Here is a 13,371-nt window from a genome sequence, read left to right on the forward strand (position 1 = left end):
GGCAGGATCAGTCCTCTTCGTTGCCGCCTTCGTACTCGCGCATGCTGCGGCACTGGTCGGGCCATTGGCAGCCTTCGAACGGGTCCAGCGTCCAGTCGTGCGTCAGGTACCAGCAGTCGGCACGCTTGCTGAAAGTGGTGATGCGGTCGCGGGTCTCCATGGCATATTCGATGTCGGACACCTGGCGAATGGTCAGTTGGGTTGGCGGGTTGTCCGTGGGCTTGCCAAAGGCATCAATGCCAGTCCATTGCTGCCCAGGGAGTAGCCTGGAACTGTCAAAAACATAGGCTTGCTTACGTGCGTCGAAGCGGTAGTAGCCATGAATGGGTTGATTGATTTCTACCGTTGCCCATTGCGGATTGGCAGGATCTCCGGGTTCGGTGTTGTGCTTCAGGTAGTACGGCCCCTTGAGCACATACGGTTTTGCCGTGTAAGCCACCTGCAGGTCGCCGTTGTTGAGGAAGGCGTGGAAGAATTCCTCGAAATTCTGGGATGGGCAGGTGACCGGGCCCACGGTCGGTGCATAGATACGCCCGGGCATCATCGGGACGGGGCTGTCGCCGCGTGTTTCGCCGGGGATCAGCGGCCATTGCCGGCGTGCCGGCTTGCCATCGTTGTGCCCATCCCCATCCGGTGCGGAACTGGCAAGAGGATCGGCGGCGCTGTGGCGGACTGGTGTGTCGGTTGTCTGGCCGCTGGCGTCCAGGGTGATCATGGGCAGCAAGGCCAGGGCCAGGCTGGCGGTGGGGATGCGCATGGTGGGTTGCCTCCGGCAAGAGCCAGTGGATACAGCGGTCGTGAGGATACGGGTGTTTGATGATGGGTGTTGTCGTTTTGCCTGGTTGGCAGGATTGCAGTACATGGGTGGGCTGTGCCATCGGGATCATTCCATGTCGGGCCGGTGGGTTTTCTGACCCAGTGCCCATCTGCAGCACCGCGTGTGTATCTGTGTCGATCATTGGATGATCTGCTGGCCATCAATGGCTGCGACACGTTGGGCAGGTGCGCGTTCTGTTGGCGGTGTGCCTTGTTGCCGGCAGCCTTGTATGTGCTGATCACTGCAGTAAAGCCGCAATTGTCTGCATAATGGCTCTCCCTTGTAGGCCCGGTTGACCATGCCCCCGCCTGTTGCCTCCGCGTTTGCCGAACAACCCGTGCCGCCCTGGCGGCGTGCCGTGCTCAAGGTCGGCTCCTCGCTGCTGGCCGCCGATGGGGGCGGTGGGCTGACCCCGCGCTTTGCGCTGGGTCTGGCCCAGTTCGTCTCGGCCAACCTGCAGCAGGGCAGGGAAGTGGTGATCGTCTCCTCCGGTGCGGTCGCGGCCGGGCGGGCGATCCTGCCGCGCCGGGTCGAGGCCGATGCCGCACTGGCCGCTCGCCAGGCACTGGCCGCGCTCGGCCAGGCGCAGTTGATCGGGCTGTGGCAGCGCTTTTTCGAGCGCCCGGTGGCCCAGGTGCTGCTCACCCACGATGACCTGCGCAATCGCCGCCGCTACCTCAATGCCCGCGCCACCTTGAACGAGCTGCTGGCACTGGGCGCCCTGCCGGTGGTCAACGAGAACGACACCGTGTCGGTGGATGAGCTCAAGCTGGGCGACAACGACAACCTGGCCGCGATTGTGGCTGCCCTGGTCGATGCCGATGTGCTGTTCATCGCCACCGACATCGACGGCCTGTACACCGCCGACCCGCGGCGTGACCCCGGCGCACAGCCGCTGAACACGGTCAGCGAGCTGACCGAGGCGGTCCTGGCGATGGCCGGCGGCAGCGGCAGCACGGTCGGCACGGGGGGCATGCGCACCAAGCTGGAAGCCGCACGCCGCGCTGGTGCGGCCGGCATCGACACCGTGCTGTTCAACGGCCGCGATGGCGAGGTGGTGCGGGCGCTGGCACAGGGCCGGCTGTTCGGCACCCGCCTGCATGCCGGGCGGACCCGGCTGGCCGCGCGCAAGTACTGGCTGCGCAACGCGCCGCTGGCCGAGGGCGCGATCCGCGTCGATGCCGGGGCAGCCAGCGCGCTGTTGGGCAAGGGCGCCTCGCTGTTGCCGGGTGGCATCACCGCGGTCAACGGCGGTTTCCGCCGTGGCGACATGGTCGAGGTGCATGCACCCGACGGCCAGCCCATCGCCAAGGGCGTGAGCCAGTACGCCGCCGGCGACATCGCGCGCATTGCCGGCCGCCATACCCGTGACATCCACACCGTGCTGGGCTTCCATTACGGCCACAGCGTGATCCACCGCGACGACCTGGTGCTGCTGTAAGCGCGCCGCCTGACAAGGAAAAGACGATGACCGACATCCGTAGCCAGGCGCTGGCCTGCCGTGACGCTGCCCATGCCGTGGCGGCGCTGTCCAGTGCTGCCAAGGCCCAGCTGCTCAACGACATGGCCGCGCAGCTGCTGGCTGACCAGACGGCGATCCTGGCGGCCAACGCGCAGGACCTTGAGGCTGCACGGGAGGCCGGCATCGGCCCGGCCATGCTCGACCGCCTGCTGCTCAACCCCGCGCGTATCGCCGGTATTGCCGATGCCCTGCGCGAAGTGGCCGCGCTGCCCGACCCGGTCGGCCAGCTCACCCACCGCGACGTGCGCCCCAACGGCATCGTGGTCGAGCGCGTGCGCGTGCCGCTGGGGGTGATCGCGATGATCTACGAGGCGCGCCCGAACGTGACCGCCGATGCCGCCGCGCTGTGCATCAAGGCAGGCAATGCGGTGATCCTGCGCGGTGGCAAGGAGGCGATCGCCTCCAACCAGGCCATTGCCGCCAGCCTGCATACCGCAATGGCCGCCCATGGCGTGCCGGCCGCCGCCCTGACCATCGTCAGTGACCTGCGCCGCGAGGCAATGCTCGAGCTGCTGCAGCTTACCGACATCGTCGACCTGGCCATCCCGCGCGGTGGCGAGGGGCTGATCCGCTTCGTCGCCGAACATGCGCGGGTGCCGGTGATCAAGCACTACAAGGGCGTGTGCCACCTGTTTGTGGATGCGGCGGCGGATCAGGGCAAGGCGCTGGACCTGCTGATTGACGGCAAGTGCAGCCGGCCCAGTGCCTGCAATGCGTTGGAGACGTTGCTCGTTCACCGCGACATTGCTCCGGCCTTTCTGCCGCAAGCGGCCGCTGCCTTGCGGCAGCGCGGGGTGGAGCTGCGTGGCGATGCGGCCGCCTGCGCGCTGGTGCCGGGCATGGCCCCGGCCACCGAGGCCGACTGGGACGCCGAATACCTGGAGCTGATCCTGGCCGTGCGCATCGTCGATGACCTCGATGCCGCCATCGCCCACATCCAGCGCCACACCTCCGACCACACCGAGGTCATCGCCACCCGGAACGCGGCCAACGCGGAAAGCTTCGTTGCCGCCCTGCGCAGTGCAGTGGTCATGGTCAACGCCTCCTCGCGCTTCTCCGACGGCGGCCAGCTCGGCCTCGGCGCGGAGATCGGCATCTCCACCACCCGCCTGCATTCCTACGGCCCGATGGGGCTGGAGGCACTTACCGTTGAGCGCTTCGTGGTGCGTGGGGAAGGGCAGGTGCGGGTCTAAGCCCGAAGCTGTTACACCGGCCGCAAGTTACCGGTTTGATCGCAAGTGGCTTGAGTCCGTCGCACTCCGGATGCGCCAGTGGGTCTGGTCGTATTGGCAGGGACAGGGATGTGCGGCATGATCGACCGCCCGCCATGGATCTGCCAGCTGCCTGGTAAGGCCAGGATGCGGGCGCCGATGACGTAAAGGTCTTTCTTTTTTCGAGCTTTCCTCAGGGGGGATGCAGGATGCGTTCTGGGTATTTGAAAGTTTCAGTGGCATGTGCGGCGGTTGTTTCAGGCCTGTTTTCGCTGGGGGCGCATGCGCGACAGGATGTGCCAGCACCGGGCACGGCAACCGAAGTGGTCGAGGCCACTGAACAAGGGCAACTGGCTGCAGCAGCCGAAGCCGCTGAGGTGGCGGTTGCCGAGGGGGTATCCGATCCGGCGGCAGCGGCAACCCAGGTCTACATCATTCGTGAGAAGTCCTTTGTCGGCGGCGGCCGTGGCGTCTGGATTGCAGCCAATGACCGGGTTGTAGCATCCCTGAGCAATGGCTCCCATGTCCGGCTCACGCTGGATCAGGCCATCAACAGCATCAATGCGGTCCAGGGCAAGGCCGGCTTTGCCTACATGGCGCTGGACAACAGGCCCGGGGAAACCATCTACGCCAGAATTGAATACCTCAAGGGCACTATCACTGAAATTCCTGCTGACGAGGGGGCGGCTCTGGTTGCCAAGACCAAGCCGATGACGTTGTTGGATGAAGTACGTCCCAATGACGCCTATGACAACCTGCTGGTGAACCCGGAATTGCTTGGGCTGGGATTGGTCAGTACGGCGGTCGAGCCGGTGATAGCCGATGAACACAGCGCGGTCATCAGTTTCTACCGTCCGGGCAAGCTGGTTGCCCAGCTGCCCTTCACGTTCTGGAATCAGGATGGCTATGCCGCCAGTCTTTACGGTGGGCAGTATGTCCAGCTGCGCGTGGCGCCGGGAAGCCACCGTTTTGTCGGGTTCTCCGAACGCCTGTCAGTCTTGGAGATGAGCGTTGAAGCCGGCAAGGAATATGCTGTCGAGTTTGATGTCGGCATGGGCTGGAACCAGGCCCACATCAAGTTGCTTCCGGTGGATGCAACGGCTCAGGCTTCGAAGGTCGATGGCTGGAAGCAGACTTTGAGTCTGGTGGGGGTCGATCAGGCCGCCCTGGCCAGTGACAAGGCTGCTCCGCGTGTCGCCGCTGGCTTCACCTACCTGCAGCAGAACCAGGAAAAATGGCTTTCCGAAGAAGCTGTCCGCCGTAGCAATACAGGTGCAGGGTCTAATTAAGGCGGGTGTGTCCAGACCGATGGCAACCCAGACAATGGGTTGTCATCGGCCCATCGTAGTGGGCAGGACGTGCCGCCGTGCCGCCGCCGTCGTCTTGGTCATGACCGATTACGGCTGCAGCGGCCCTGGCGCCTGCAATGCGCTCCAGCGTCACCGCCCTGCGCAGTGCAGTGGTCATGGTCAACGCCTCCTCGCGCTTCTCCGACGGCGGCCAGCTTGGCTTGGGCGCGGAGATCGGCATCTCCACCACCCGCCTGCATTCCTACGGCCCGATGGGGCTGGAAGCGCTAACCGTCGAGCGGTTTGTGGTGCGCGGGGAAGGGAGGTACGGGTGTGAGGCCGTCAGGCCGCACGCAAGAAGGCCTGCATGGCGGGCCTTGTCCGTTCATGGCTGATGCGGCAACAACGTTGGGAAAGTGCAGCTGTAGGCTGCAGTAAATTCGCGACCGTGGTGGTCTGCTCGCGGATCAATCCCCTCCTGCTGAGGGGCTCGCGTCTGGTCTGGGTGCTTGCTGCGTTGGGCGTTGATGTGTTCCCACAGCACGCTGGGGCAGCGACCTGGAAGGCTCATCACGCGCAAGCGCGCATGCCACAGGCAGTGCAGACAGCATGGGCAGCACCGACAAGCGGCGATATTCGTGCCCACTGAGCCGCCCGCGATGCTTGCCGGCAGGCTGGCAATGGCAGGACTTCAGTCCTTGCGGCCCAGCCCCAGCAGCGCATACAGGCCAATGGCACCGAAGGTGGCGGTGCCGATGCCGCCGAGCGAGAACTGCCCAAAGCGCAGGGTGAACTCGCCGGTGCCCAGGATCAGGGTGATCGCAGCGACGATCAGGTTGCGGGTGTCGGCAAAGTCGACCTTGTTGTCGACCCAGATGCGGGCGCCGGCAATGGCGATCAGGCCGAACACGACGATCGATACCCCGCCCATCACCGGCAGCGGTATGGCCTGGATCAGGGCGCCGAACTTGGGCGAAAAGCCAAGCAGCACGGCAATCAGCGCGGCGATCAGGAACACGGCGGTGGAGTAGATGCGGGTGGCCGCCATTACCCCGATGTTCTCGGCATAGGTGGTCACACCGGTGCCGCCGGCCGCGCCGGAGACCATCGTGGCCACGCCGTCGCCGATGAAGGCGCGGCCCATGTAGCGGTCCATGTCCCTGCCGGTCATCGCGCTCACGGCCTTGATGTGGCCCAGGTTCTCGGCCACCAGGATGATCACCACCGGGGCGATCAGCAGCATCGCCTGGCTGGAGAACACCGGGGTGTGCAGGCTCGGCAGGCCAAACCAGGGCGCGGCGGCGATGCCGGACACATCGAACGGCTTGCCCAGCCCCAAGCCGTTGGTCAGGGCCACGTAGACCAGGCTGGCGATGACCAGCCCGACCAGGATCAGCAGGCGCTGGAGCATGCCGCGGGTGTAGACCGCCACCAGCGCCACGGCCAGGAAGGTGACCACCTGCATCCAGGCATCGAAGTTGCCCCCGGCCATGTTCTTGATCGGGATCGCGGCCAGGTTCAAACCGATCACCGCGACCACCGCGCCGGTGACCACCGGCGGCATCAGCCGTTCGATCCAGCCGGTACCGACCAGCTGTACCAGCCCGCCGACCAGCGCATACAGCGCGCCGCAGGCGATGATCCCGCCCAGGGCCAGGCCGATGTTGGCATTGGCGCCCTGGCTGGCGACATAGCCGGTGGCCACGTTGACCACGCCGATGAAGGCGAACGAGGAGCCCAGATAGCTGGGCACGCGGCCGCCGGTGATGGCAAAGAAGATCAGCGTGCCGATGCCGCTCATCAGCACCGCCAGGTTGGGGTCAAAACCCATCAGGATCGGCGCCAGCACGGTGGAGCCGAACATCGCCACCACATGCTGGATGCCCATCAGCCCGGTCTGCGCCCACGGCAGCCGCTCGTCCGGGCCGATGACCCCGCCGTTGCGCAGTGCGTCCGGCGTTTTCCGTGTCCACGACAACCGGCCCATGGCGTGTCCCTGCTCGAAAGTGATGGGCGATTCTACGGCCGCAACGAGGCTGGCGTCCTCAGTGCGGGCCGGCCAGCACCCGGCGCAGCGGCAGCACGGCCAGCGCGGTCAGCCCGGCCAGTACCAGTGCCAGCGCCAGCGCGGCCGGGCCCAGCGGCTGCACCTGCAGCAGCGGCGAGAGCAGCGGCAGCTGGACCAGGGCCACACTGGCCAGTCCGGCGCCGGCAATCAGCCGGGGCATGCGCCCGGCCAACCCGCTGAGCACTGCCAGGAAGGCGACACTGCACAGCATAAGCACCACCAGCGCCAGCGTGCGCGCACTGCCAGCCGGGTCGGTGTCGTTGCCCAGCCAGTGCAGGCCGGCAGCGTAGGCGGCCAGTACCGCCGCCGTGGCGCTGGCCGAGCCCAGCAGCAGCGCCCACCACGCCTGCGGTGGGAAGAAGCGCACCGGGCCATCGACCGGACGGCGGCGCTCCAGCCCGGGTGGGCTGTGCTGCTGGAAGCCGAGCATCGCGGTGGGGTGGATCAGCAGTTCCAGCCAGACGATATGGATGGGCAGGTACAGCAGCGGCAGTCCGGCCAGCGGGATCAGGGCCGCCGACAGCACCAGCGGCAGGTGCACCAGCAGCAGGTAGGCAAAACCGCGCTGCAGGTTGGCAAACAGCTGGCGACCCTCGGCAATGGCGTTGACCAGGGTGCGGAAATTGTCGTCCAGCAGCACGATCGCCGCGGCCTCACGGGCGCTGCGGGTGCCGCGCTGGCCCATCGCGATGCCGATATCGGCCGTCTGCAGCGCCGGCACATCGTTGACCCCGTCACCGGTGACCGCCACGGTATGTCCGCGCGCCTGCAGTGCCTGCACCAGCTGCAGCTTCTGCCCGGGCGCGGCGCGGGCGATGACATCGGCCGCGGTCAGTTCGTCGGCATCCAGCGCCTGGTCGTGGTGTCCGTCCAGGCTGACCACCCGCGGCGCACCATCGCCCAGACCGATCTGGGCGGCGATCGCGCCGGCGGTCAACGGGTGGTCGCCGGTGACCATGATCACCCGGATGCCTGCCTGCAGGCAGGTCTGCACCGCCTCGCGCACGCCTTCGCGCAGCGGGTCGCCAAAGGCGAGCAGGCCGGCCAGGGCATACCCCTGCGCCGGCTCGACGCTCGGGTCGTGCTCCGGCGGCAGCAGCTGGCTGGCGCAGCCGATCACCTTCAGCCCCTGCGCGGCCAGGGCATCGAGCTGCTGCTGCCAGGGTTGGTATTGCGCAGCATCGATCCCACACAGCCCACGCACGGTCTCCGGGGCGCCCTTGACCACGGCAAGTAGCTGGCCGTCACGCTGGATCAGCGCAGTTTCGCGGCGACGGTCCTCGGTAAACGGGAAGCTGGCCAGCCGGGTGGATGTGGCATCGCTGCCGGCGGCGGTGAGGATCGCGCGGTCCATCGGGTCATGCGCACTGCCACCGCAGGCCAGTGCGGCCAGACCGGGCACGTCCTCGGCAGACAGGCCAGCGGCCGGCACGCACTGCACCAGGCGCAGCTCGCCCTCGGTCAGGGTACCGGTCTTGTCCGAGCAGACCGCGCTGACCCGGCCGATGTTCTCCACCGCCACCGCGCGCCGCACCAGCGCCTGGCGCTGTGCCAGCCGGTACACGCCCACGCCCAGGAACAGGGTGAACACCACCGGGAACTCCTCCGGCAGTGCGGCCACGGCCAGGGTCAGTGCGCTGATCAGTGCATCGATCAGGCCATGCCCCTGGACCAGGCGCACCACGGCCAGCAGCAGGCACAGCAGCAGCGCGGCCAGCAGGATCCAGCGCACCAGGCGTGAGACCGCCTGCTGCAACGGAGTGCGGGCCTGGCCGGTGGCGCGGCTCAGGCGCACGATCTCGCCGTAGCGGGTCTGCGCGCCGGTATGCACGATCCACAGCCGGGCAGTGCCGCTGAGCAGCCGGGTGCCGGCATGTGCCCACTGCGCCGGATCGGCCTGGGTCGGCGGGTTGGCCTGGCGGGCAATGGCCTGCTTGCGTACCGGGAAGGATTCGCCGGTCAGCGAGGATTCGTCGACCTGCAGCTGTTGCTCGTCCAGCACCAGGCCATCGGCCGGAATCCAGTCGCCGGGCACCACCTCGACCACATCGCCGGGCACCAGCTCACGCGCGGCGACCTGCTGCCACTGGCCATCGCGCAGTACCCGCGCCTGCGCCGCCAGGCGCGTGGCCAGGCCTTCGGTGGAAGCCTGGGTGCGCCGGTGCAGCCACGCATCCATGCCCAGCAGCGGGATGATCGCCAGCAGCAGCACGACCGCCTCGGTGGTGTCGCCGAGCAGGAAGAACAGCCCGCTCACCACCAGCAGGAACCACAGCATCGGGTCTGCTGCCGAGGCCAGGATCACCGTCCACCAGCGCCGTTGCCGTGCTTCGGTGACATCGTTGTCGCCGAACTGCCGCCGGCGTCCGGCCAGCTGTGCGTTGTCCAGTCCGGTCTGCGGATTGCTGCCTTGCAGGCACTCCGGTGGCACGGGCAGTTGGGTCATGCGGTGGATTTTCCCTTGATCAGGCATCCATCATAGGCCGCGTGCTGACGCTTTTTTCATTGCACCAGGCACAGTCTGCAGGCCTTGCCGCCTTCGCAGGTATCAGCGATGAAACCGATCCGTGGATCCTGTTGGCTGCTGGTGCTGTGTTCTGCCGCCGGTGCCGGCTGTGAACAGCCCCCGGCCAGCCGCGCGCCGGCAACGCCGCCAGTCAGCGTTCCGGCCGAGGCCGTGGCCGGCAACCTGGCGGCCACGCTGGCATCGCTGCCGCTCAAACCCGGTTATTACGTGGCCACCGACACCGCCTGTTCCGCGGCCTCCCATGCGACCACCGTGCTGCTGCGCCGTGAGGGCATTGGCGGTGCCCGTGATTACTGCCACTTTGAACGGATCGAACAGACCGGGCCGCAGAGCTACCGGGTCACCCAGTCCTGCGCCGAGCTGCAGGGCGGCCTGCCGGCGCAAACCAGCGTTGTGACCTGGACGATTCCCGGGGCGACCCGGTTCCAGACGCGCAGCGCCGATGGCTGGGAGCACCGTGCCCGCCATTGCGAGCAGTCGCAGATGCCGGCGGACTGGCAGGCCAATGACATCGGTGATGTGACCGGCTGAGCATGCGCCGGTTGCTGCCGGTTGCTGCCGGTGCCTGCCAGGCTCAGCCCGGCTCGGCGTGGTGGCTTGCCGGCAGGGCCGGTAGCGCAGCAGGTACGCTGCTTGCTCAGCGCTTGAGCAGGTCTTTCAACCCGGCAAACGGATTGGCGGTGGCGGCAGCCACCTGGTCCTCGGCGCGGTTGGCCGCCACCCCGGTATGGTCGCCATAGCGGGAGTGTTCGTTGTCATGGCAGTACACGCACAACAGCTCCCAGTTGCTGCCATCGGCCGGGTTGTCGTCATGGTTGTGGTTGCGGTGGTGCACGGTCAGTTCGACCAGGTTGGCCCGGGTGAACTCACGGCTGCAGCGGCCACAGACCCACGGATACATCTTCAGGGCACGCTCGCGGTAGCCCTTTTCGCGCTGTTCGGCGTCACGTCGGGCCTGGGCAACGATGCGGTCCAGGGTCGAGGATGGGGCGGGGGAGGATTTTGGCGACATGCGGTGGGATCGGCTGGCAGGTAATGGACGGGCCGCTGGTGGCATCCATGCCCCGGCGGGCAGCAGCTTATCGGGGCCGGCAGACATCCAGCCAGTGCATTGTGCCGGATCGGCTGCGCCGCTGGCATCATTCGTGGATGACCCTGACCCTGTCGCATCTGCGGCGCTATGCGGTGGCGCGCTCCCTGTTCAAGCCGACCTCGCTGCTGCGCGCGCTCGATACCCTTGGCTTCGTTCAAGCCGACCCGATCCGTGCGCCGGCACGTGCGCAGGACCTGACCCTGCGCCATCGGGTGAGCGGTTACCGTGCCGGCGAGTTGCAACAGCGCTATCGGCAGCTGCCGCTGGAGGAGGCGTTTTTCGTCAATTACGGTTTTGTGCCGCGCCCGGTGCATGCCGTGCTGCAGCGGCGTGAGCCGCGCACGCTGTGGTCGCCGCAACAGCAGGCGCTGGCGCAGGATGTGCTGGCCTATGTCGCCGAGCACGGCGTGGTGCATCCGCGCAAGGTGGCAGCAGATCTTGCCCAGGGCAAGGTGCGCACCTGGTTTGGCGGCAGCGCGCATGCCAGCACCCAGCTGCTCGATGGCATGCATTACCGCGGCCTGTTGCGGGTGGCCGGGCGCGAGGGCGGCACCCGGTTGTATGCCCTGGCGCCACCTCCGCCGCCCGATCAGCCGGCGCTGGAAACCCAGCTGGAGGAGCTGGTGCGCCTGATCATCACCCTGTACGCACCGCTGCCACTGGCCAGCTTCAACCAGCTGGTCGGTTATCTGGGACAGGGCGCGGCGCCATGGAAGGCGGCCTGCCGCGCCGCCGCACAGCGTGTGCTGGCACAACTGCCGCAGGCACGGCTGGATGGGGTCAACTGGTGCTGGCCGGCAGGCGAGGATCCTGCGAGCCGACGCTGGCAGGTCCAACCACGGCTGCGCCTGTTGACCCCGTTTGATCCGGTGGTGTGGGACCGCCGGCGCTTCGAGCTGCTGTGGGGCTGGCGCTATCGGTTTGAAGCCTACCTGCCGGCCCCGCAGCGGCAGCTGGGCTATTACGCGATGCCGCTGCTGTGGGCCGACCAGGTGATCGGCTGGGGCAATCTGTCATTGCAGGCAGGCCAGTTGCAGGCGCAGCTGCACTATGTTGCCGGCCATCCGCCTGCCGATGCGGGCTATGCCGCTGCACTGGAGGCAGAGCTGGCCGCGCTGGACCACTTCCTGCACCTGTAGCGGCAACGGGCAACGGCCGTTGCCTGCGCGCGCCAGCGGCCAGTTGTCACAGGCGCCGCGTTGTGACCGTACAGCGCACAGCGGCTGCGTGCACCGGCCGGATATGGCATGCCGGCGTTGCGCTGCTCAACCCCGCTTGGCCGGCCGCCGTCGCTCATGCCGGGCAACCCGCCGGTGTCCTGGCTGGCCATCGTGGCGCAGCGGCTGCGCCTACTTCGGGGTAGCTTGCAGCCACTGGTCTTCCAGCTGCTGTGGCCGGCAGGCCAGCCAGCCTGCGACCAGGACCACCGTGCTGGCGCCGGCAAGCAGGGCAAACGGGGCGGCCCAGCCGCCGCTGTGCTGGCGCAGCACGCCGAACAGCAGCGGTCCGGCGCAGGCCAGCGCATAGCCGGTGCCCTGCATGAAGCCGGACAGCGCGGCCGAGCCGCCGGCACTGCGGGTGCGCAGGTTGATCAGGGTCAGTGCCAGCGGGAAGGTGCTCGGGCCCAGCCCCATCAGTACCGCCCACAGCAAGGGCGCGCGCATCGGCGCCAGGTACAGCCCGGCATAGGCCGCCAGCGACAGCAGCCAGCAGCACGCCACCAGTACGAACGGATTGCGCAGGCGGCTGGCGATGGCCGGGACCGCCAGCGCGGCGAACAGGCCCATGGCCGAGAACACGGCCACCACCACGCCGCCGAAAGCAGCATCGGCACCGGCCTCGGTCATGATCGACGGCAGCCAGGTGAACATCGCATAGGACACCAGTGAGGTCATGCCGAACATCAGTGTCATCGACCAGCCCAGCCGGGTGCGCCAGACCTTGCCGTTCACTGCTGGCGGCGGCGCTGGTGGCTGCTGCAGCGCATCGCGGCGGCTCTGCCGCTGCAGCAGCCACAACGGCAGGATCGCCGCCAGCGCCAGCAACGACCAGATGCCCAGTGAAACCCGCCAGCCAGCCGCGCTGGCCAGTGGGACTGCGGCCAGGGCGGGGGTCATCGTGCCCAGCTGCAGCGCGGTCAGGTACAGCGCACTGACTGCACCGATACGCTCTGGAAAATAACGTTTCACCAGCGGCGGGATCACCACATTGCCGCTGCCCATGCCGGCCAGCGCCACCACCGAGCCGAGCAGCAGCAGCGCGGTGGAGTCGGCGCTGGCGCGCAGCAGCAGCCCGGACGCGGCCACCGCCATGGCCAGCAGTGCAGTGCGCTCGGCGCCCAGGCGCGCAATCACACGCGGGGTGAGCACGCCGAAGAGCGCAAACGCGGCCGTTGGCAGCATCCCGAAGACACCGGTCATGGTGGCGCCAAAGCCAAATTGCGCGCCGAGCCCGGCCAGCAATGGCGTGATCGAGGTAACCGCAGTACGCAGGTTGATCGCCGTCAGCACGATGGCGGCCAGGGCAAGCCATGGGCGGTGGCGGTGCAGGGATGGGGCAGGGCGGCTGGACATGCGGATCCTTGGTCGGGCAGGGCCGGACAAACCGATGCGGGCCGGGTTGGCCAACGCAAAAAGCCGGCGCAAGGCCGGCTTTTTGATGGTCGGGGAGACAGGATTCGAACCTGCGACCTCTACGTCCCGAACGTAGCGCTCTACCAGACTGAGCTACACCCCGAATAAGCGTCGAATTATAGACCTGGCGGCTGCGTTGGACAAGCTTCAAATGTGTCTTCGGACTTGTCTGCCCCGGCATGCGGGAGGGCCGGGATGGCCCATGAAAAAA

The 13,371-nt window shown here is 67.4% G+C and carries 10 protein-coding genes, 1 tRNA gene and 1 pseudogene; 6 read left to right on the forward strand and 6 right to left on the reverse strand.

What is annotated here, in order from left to right:
* Nucleotides 1–7 precede the first annotated feature (7 nt).
* A complete protein-coding gene (locus ABB25_RS07475) occupies nt 8–757 on the reverse strand; it encodes a hypothetical protein (protein ID WP_057665512.1) in 750 nt (249 codons plus the stop codon).
* 358 nt (nt 758–1,115) lie between these two features.
* Here ABB25_RS07475 and proB point away from each other — a divergent pair, with 358 nt between their 5' ends.
* From proB to ABB25_RS07495, 4 genes and pseudogenes are all read left to right on the forward strand, one after another.
* On the forward strand, nt 1,116–2,258 hold the full coding sequence (proB, locus tag ABB25_RS07480) for a glutamate 5-kinase (protein WP_057665729.1): 1,143 nt from the start codon (nt 1,116–1,118) through the stop codon (nt 2,256–2,258).
* Between the two features lie 26 nt (nt 2,259–2,284).
* Nucleotides 2,285–3,532, forward strand: coding sequence for a glutamate-5-semialdehyde dehydrogenase (locus ABB25_RS07485; protein ID WP_057665514.1), 1,248 nt, complete (start codon nt 2,285–2,287; stop codon nt 3,530–3,532).
* 227 nt (nt 3,533–3,759) lie between these two features.
* Nucleotides 3,760–4,839, forward strand: coding sequence for a hypothetical protein (locus ABB25_RS07490; protein ID WP_152981094.1), 1,080 nt, complete (start codon nt 3,760–3,762; stop codon nt 4,837–4,839).
* 149 nt (nt 4,840–4,988) lie between these two features.
* Nucleotides 4,989–5,234, forward strand: a pseudogene (locus ABB25_RS07495) (hypothetical protein); the annotation flags it as partial.
* Nucleotides 5,235–5,530: 296 nt separating this feature from the next.
* On the opposite strand, the gene ABB25_RS07500 reads toward ABB25_RS07495, so the two are convergent.
* Both ABB25_RS07500 and ABB25_RS07505 read right to left on the reverse strand, forming a co-directional pair.
* Entirely contained in the window at nt 5,531–6,826 is a 1,296-nt protein-coding gene (locus tag ABB25_RS07500) for a solute carrier family 23 protein (RefSeq protein ID WP_057665520.1), read from the reverse strand.
* A 58-nt stretch (nt 6,827–6,884) separates the two neighbouring features.
* Nucleotides 6,885–9,353, reverse strand: coding sequence for a cation-translocating P-type ATPase (locus ABB25_RS07505; protein ID WP_057665522.1), 2,469 nt, complete (start codon nt 9,351–9,353; stop codon nt 6,885–6,887).
* 108 nt (nt 9,354–9,461) lie between these two features.
* Here ABB25_RS07505 and ABB25_RS07510 point away from each other — a divergent pair, with 108 nt between their 5' ends.
* Nucleotides 9,462–9,965: a hypothetical protein gene (locus tag ABB25_RS07510; RefSeq protein ID WP_057665524.1), complete on the forward strand. Its 504-nt coding sequence runs from the start codon at nt 9,462–9,464 to the stop codon at nt 9,963–9,965.
* 106 nt (nt 9,966–10,071) lie between these two features.
* Here ABB25_RS07510 and ABB25_RS07515 read toward each other — a convergent pair whose 3' ends face one another.
* On the reverse strand, nt 10,072–10,446 hold the full coding sequence (locus ABB25_RS07515; protein WP_057665526.1) for a YajD family HNH nuclease: 375 nt from the start codon (nt 10,444–10,446) through the stop codon (nt 10,072–10,074).
* Between the two features lie 137 nt (nt 10,447–10,583).
* Between ABB25_RS07515 and ABB25_RS07520 the strand changes: the two genes are divergently transcribed.
* Nucleotides 10,584–11,666: a DNA glycosylase AlkZ-like family protein gene (locus ABB25_RS07520; protein WP_057665529.1), complete on the forward strand. Its 1,083-nt coding sequence runs from the start codon at nt 10,584–10,586 to the stop codon at nt 11,664–11,666.
* A 210-nt stretch (nt 11,667–11,876) separates the two neighbouring features.
* Here ABB25_RS07520 and ABB25_RS07525 read toward each other — a convergent pair whose 3' ends face one another.
* Nucleotides 11,877–13,100, reverse strand: a complete 1,224-nt coding sequence (locus ABB25_RS07525) for an MFS transporter (RefSeq protein ID WP_057665530.1) — start codon at nt 13,098–13,100, stop codon at nt 11,877–11,879.
* Between the two features lie 86 nt (nt 13,101–13,186).
* A tRNA-Pro gene (locus ABB25_RS07530) sits at nt 13,187–13,263 on the reverse strand.
* Nucleotides 13,264–13,371 lie beyond the last annotated feature (108 nt).

This window comes from Stenotrophomonas koreensis, assembly GCF_001431525.1.
GTDB lineage: Bacteria > Pseudomonadota > Gammaproteobacteria > Xanthomonadales > Xanthomonadaceae > Stenotrophomonas > Stenotrophomonas koreensis.

Bases quoted from the DNA above. Each gene is read 5' to 3' on its own strand.
- ABB25_RS07475 (WP_057665512.1), bottom strand. From the start codon at position 757: ATGCGCATCCCCACCGCCAGCCTGGCCCTGGCCTTGCTGCCCATGATC.
- proB (WP_057665729.1), top strand. From the start codon at position 1,116: ATGCCCCCGCCTGTTGCCTCCGCGTTTGCCGAACAACCCGTGCCGCCC.
- ABB25_RS07485 (WP_057665514.1), top strand. From the start codon at position 2,285: ATGACCGACATCCGTAGCCAGGCGCTGGCCTGCCGTGACGCTGCCCAT.
- ABB25_RS07490 (WP_152981094.1), top strand. From the start codon at position 3,760: ATGCGTTCTGGGTATTTGAAAGTTTCAGTGGCATGTGCGGCGGTTGTT.
- ABB25_RS07500 (WP_057665520.1), bottom strand. From the start codon at position 6,826: ATGGGCCGGTTGTCGTGGACACGGAAAACGCCGGACGCACTGCGCAAC.
- ABB25_RS07505 (WP_057665522.1), bottom strand. From the start codon at position 9,353: ATGACCCAACTGCCCGTGCCACCGGAGTGCCTGCAAGGCAGCAATCCG.
- ABB25_RS07510 (WP_057665524.1), top strand. From the start codon at position 9,462: ATGAAACCGATCCGTGGATCCTGTTGGCTGCTGGTGCTGTGTTCTGCC.
- ABB25_RS07515 (WP_057665526.1), bottom strand. From the start codon at position 10,446: ATGTCGCCAAAATCCTCCCCCGCCCCATCCTCGACCCTGGACCGCATC.
- ABB25_RS07520 (WP_057665529.1), top strand. From the start codon at position 10,584: ATGACCCTGACCCTGTCGCATCTGCGGCGCTATGCGGTGGCGCGCTCC.
- ABB25_RS07525 (WP_057665530.1), bottom strand. From the start codon at position 13,100: ATGTCCAGCCGCCCTGCCCCATCCCTGCACCGCCACCGCCCATGGCTT.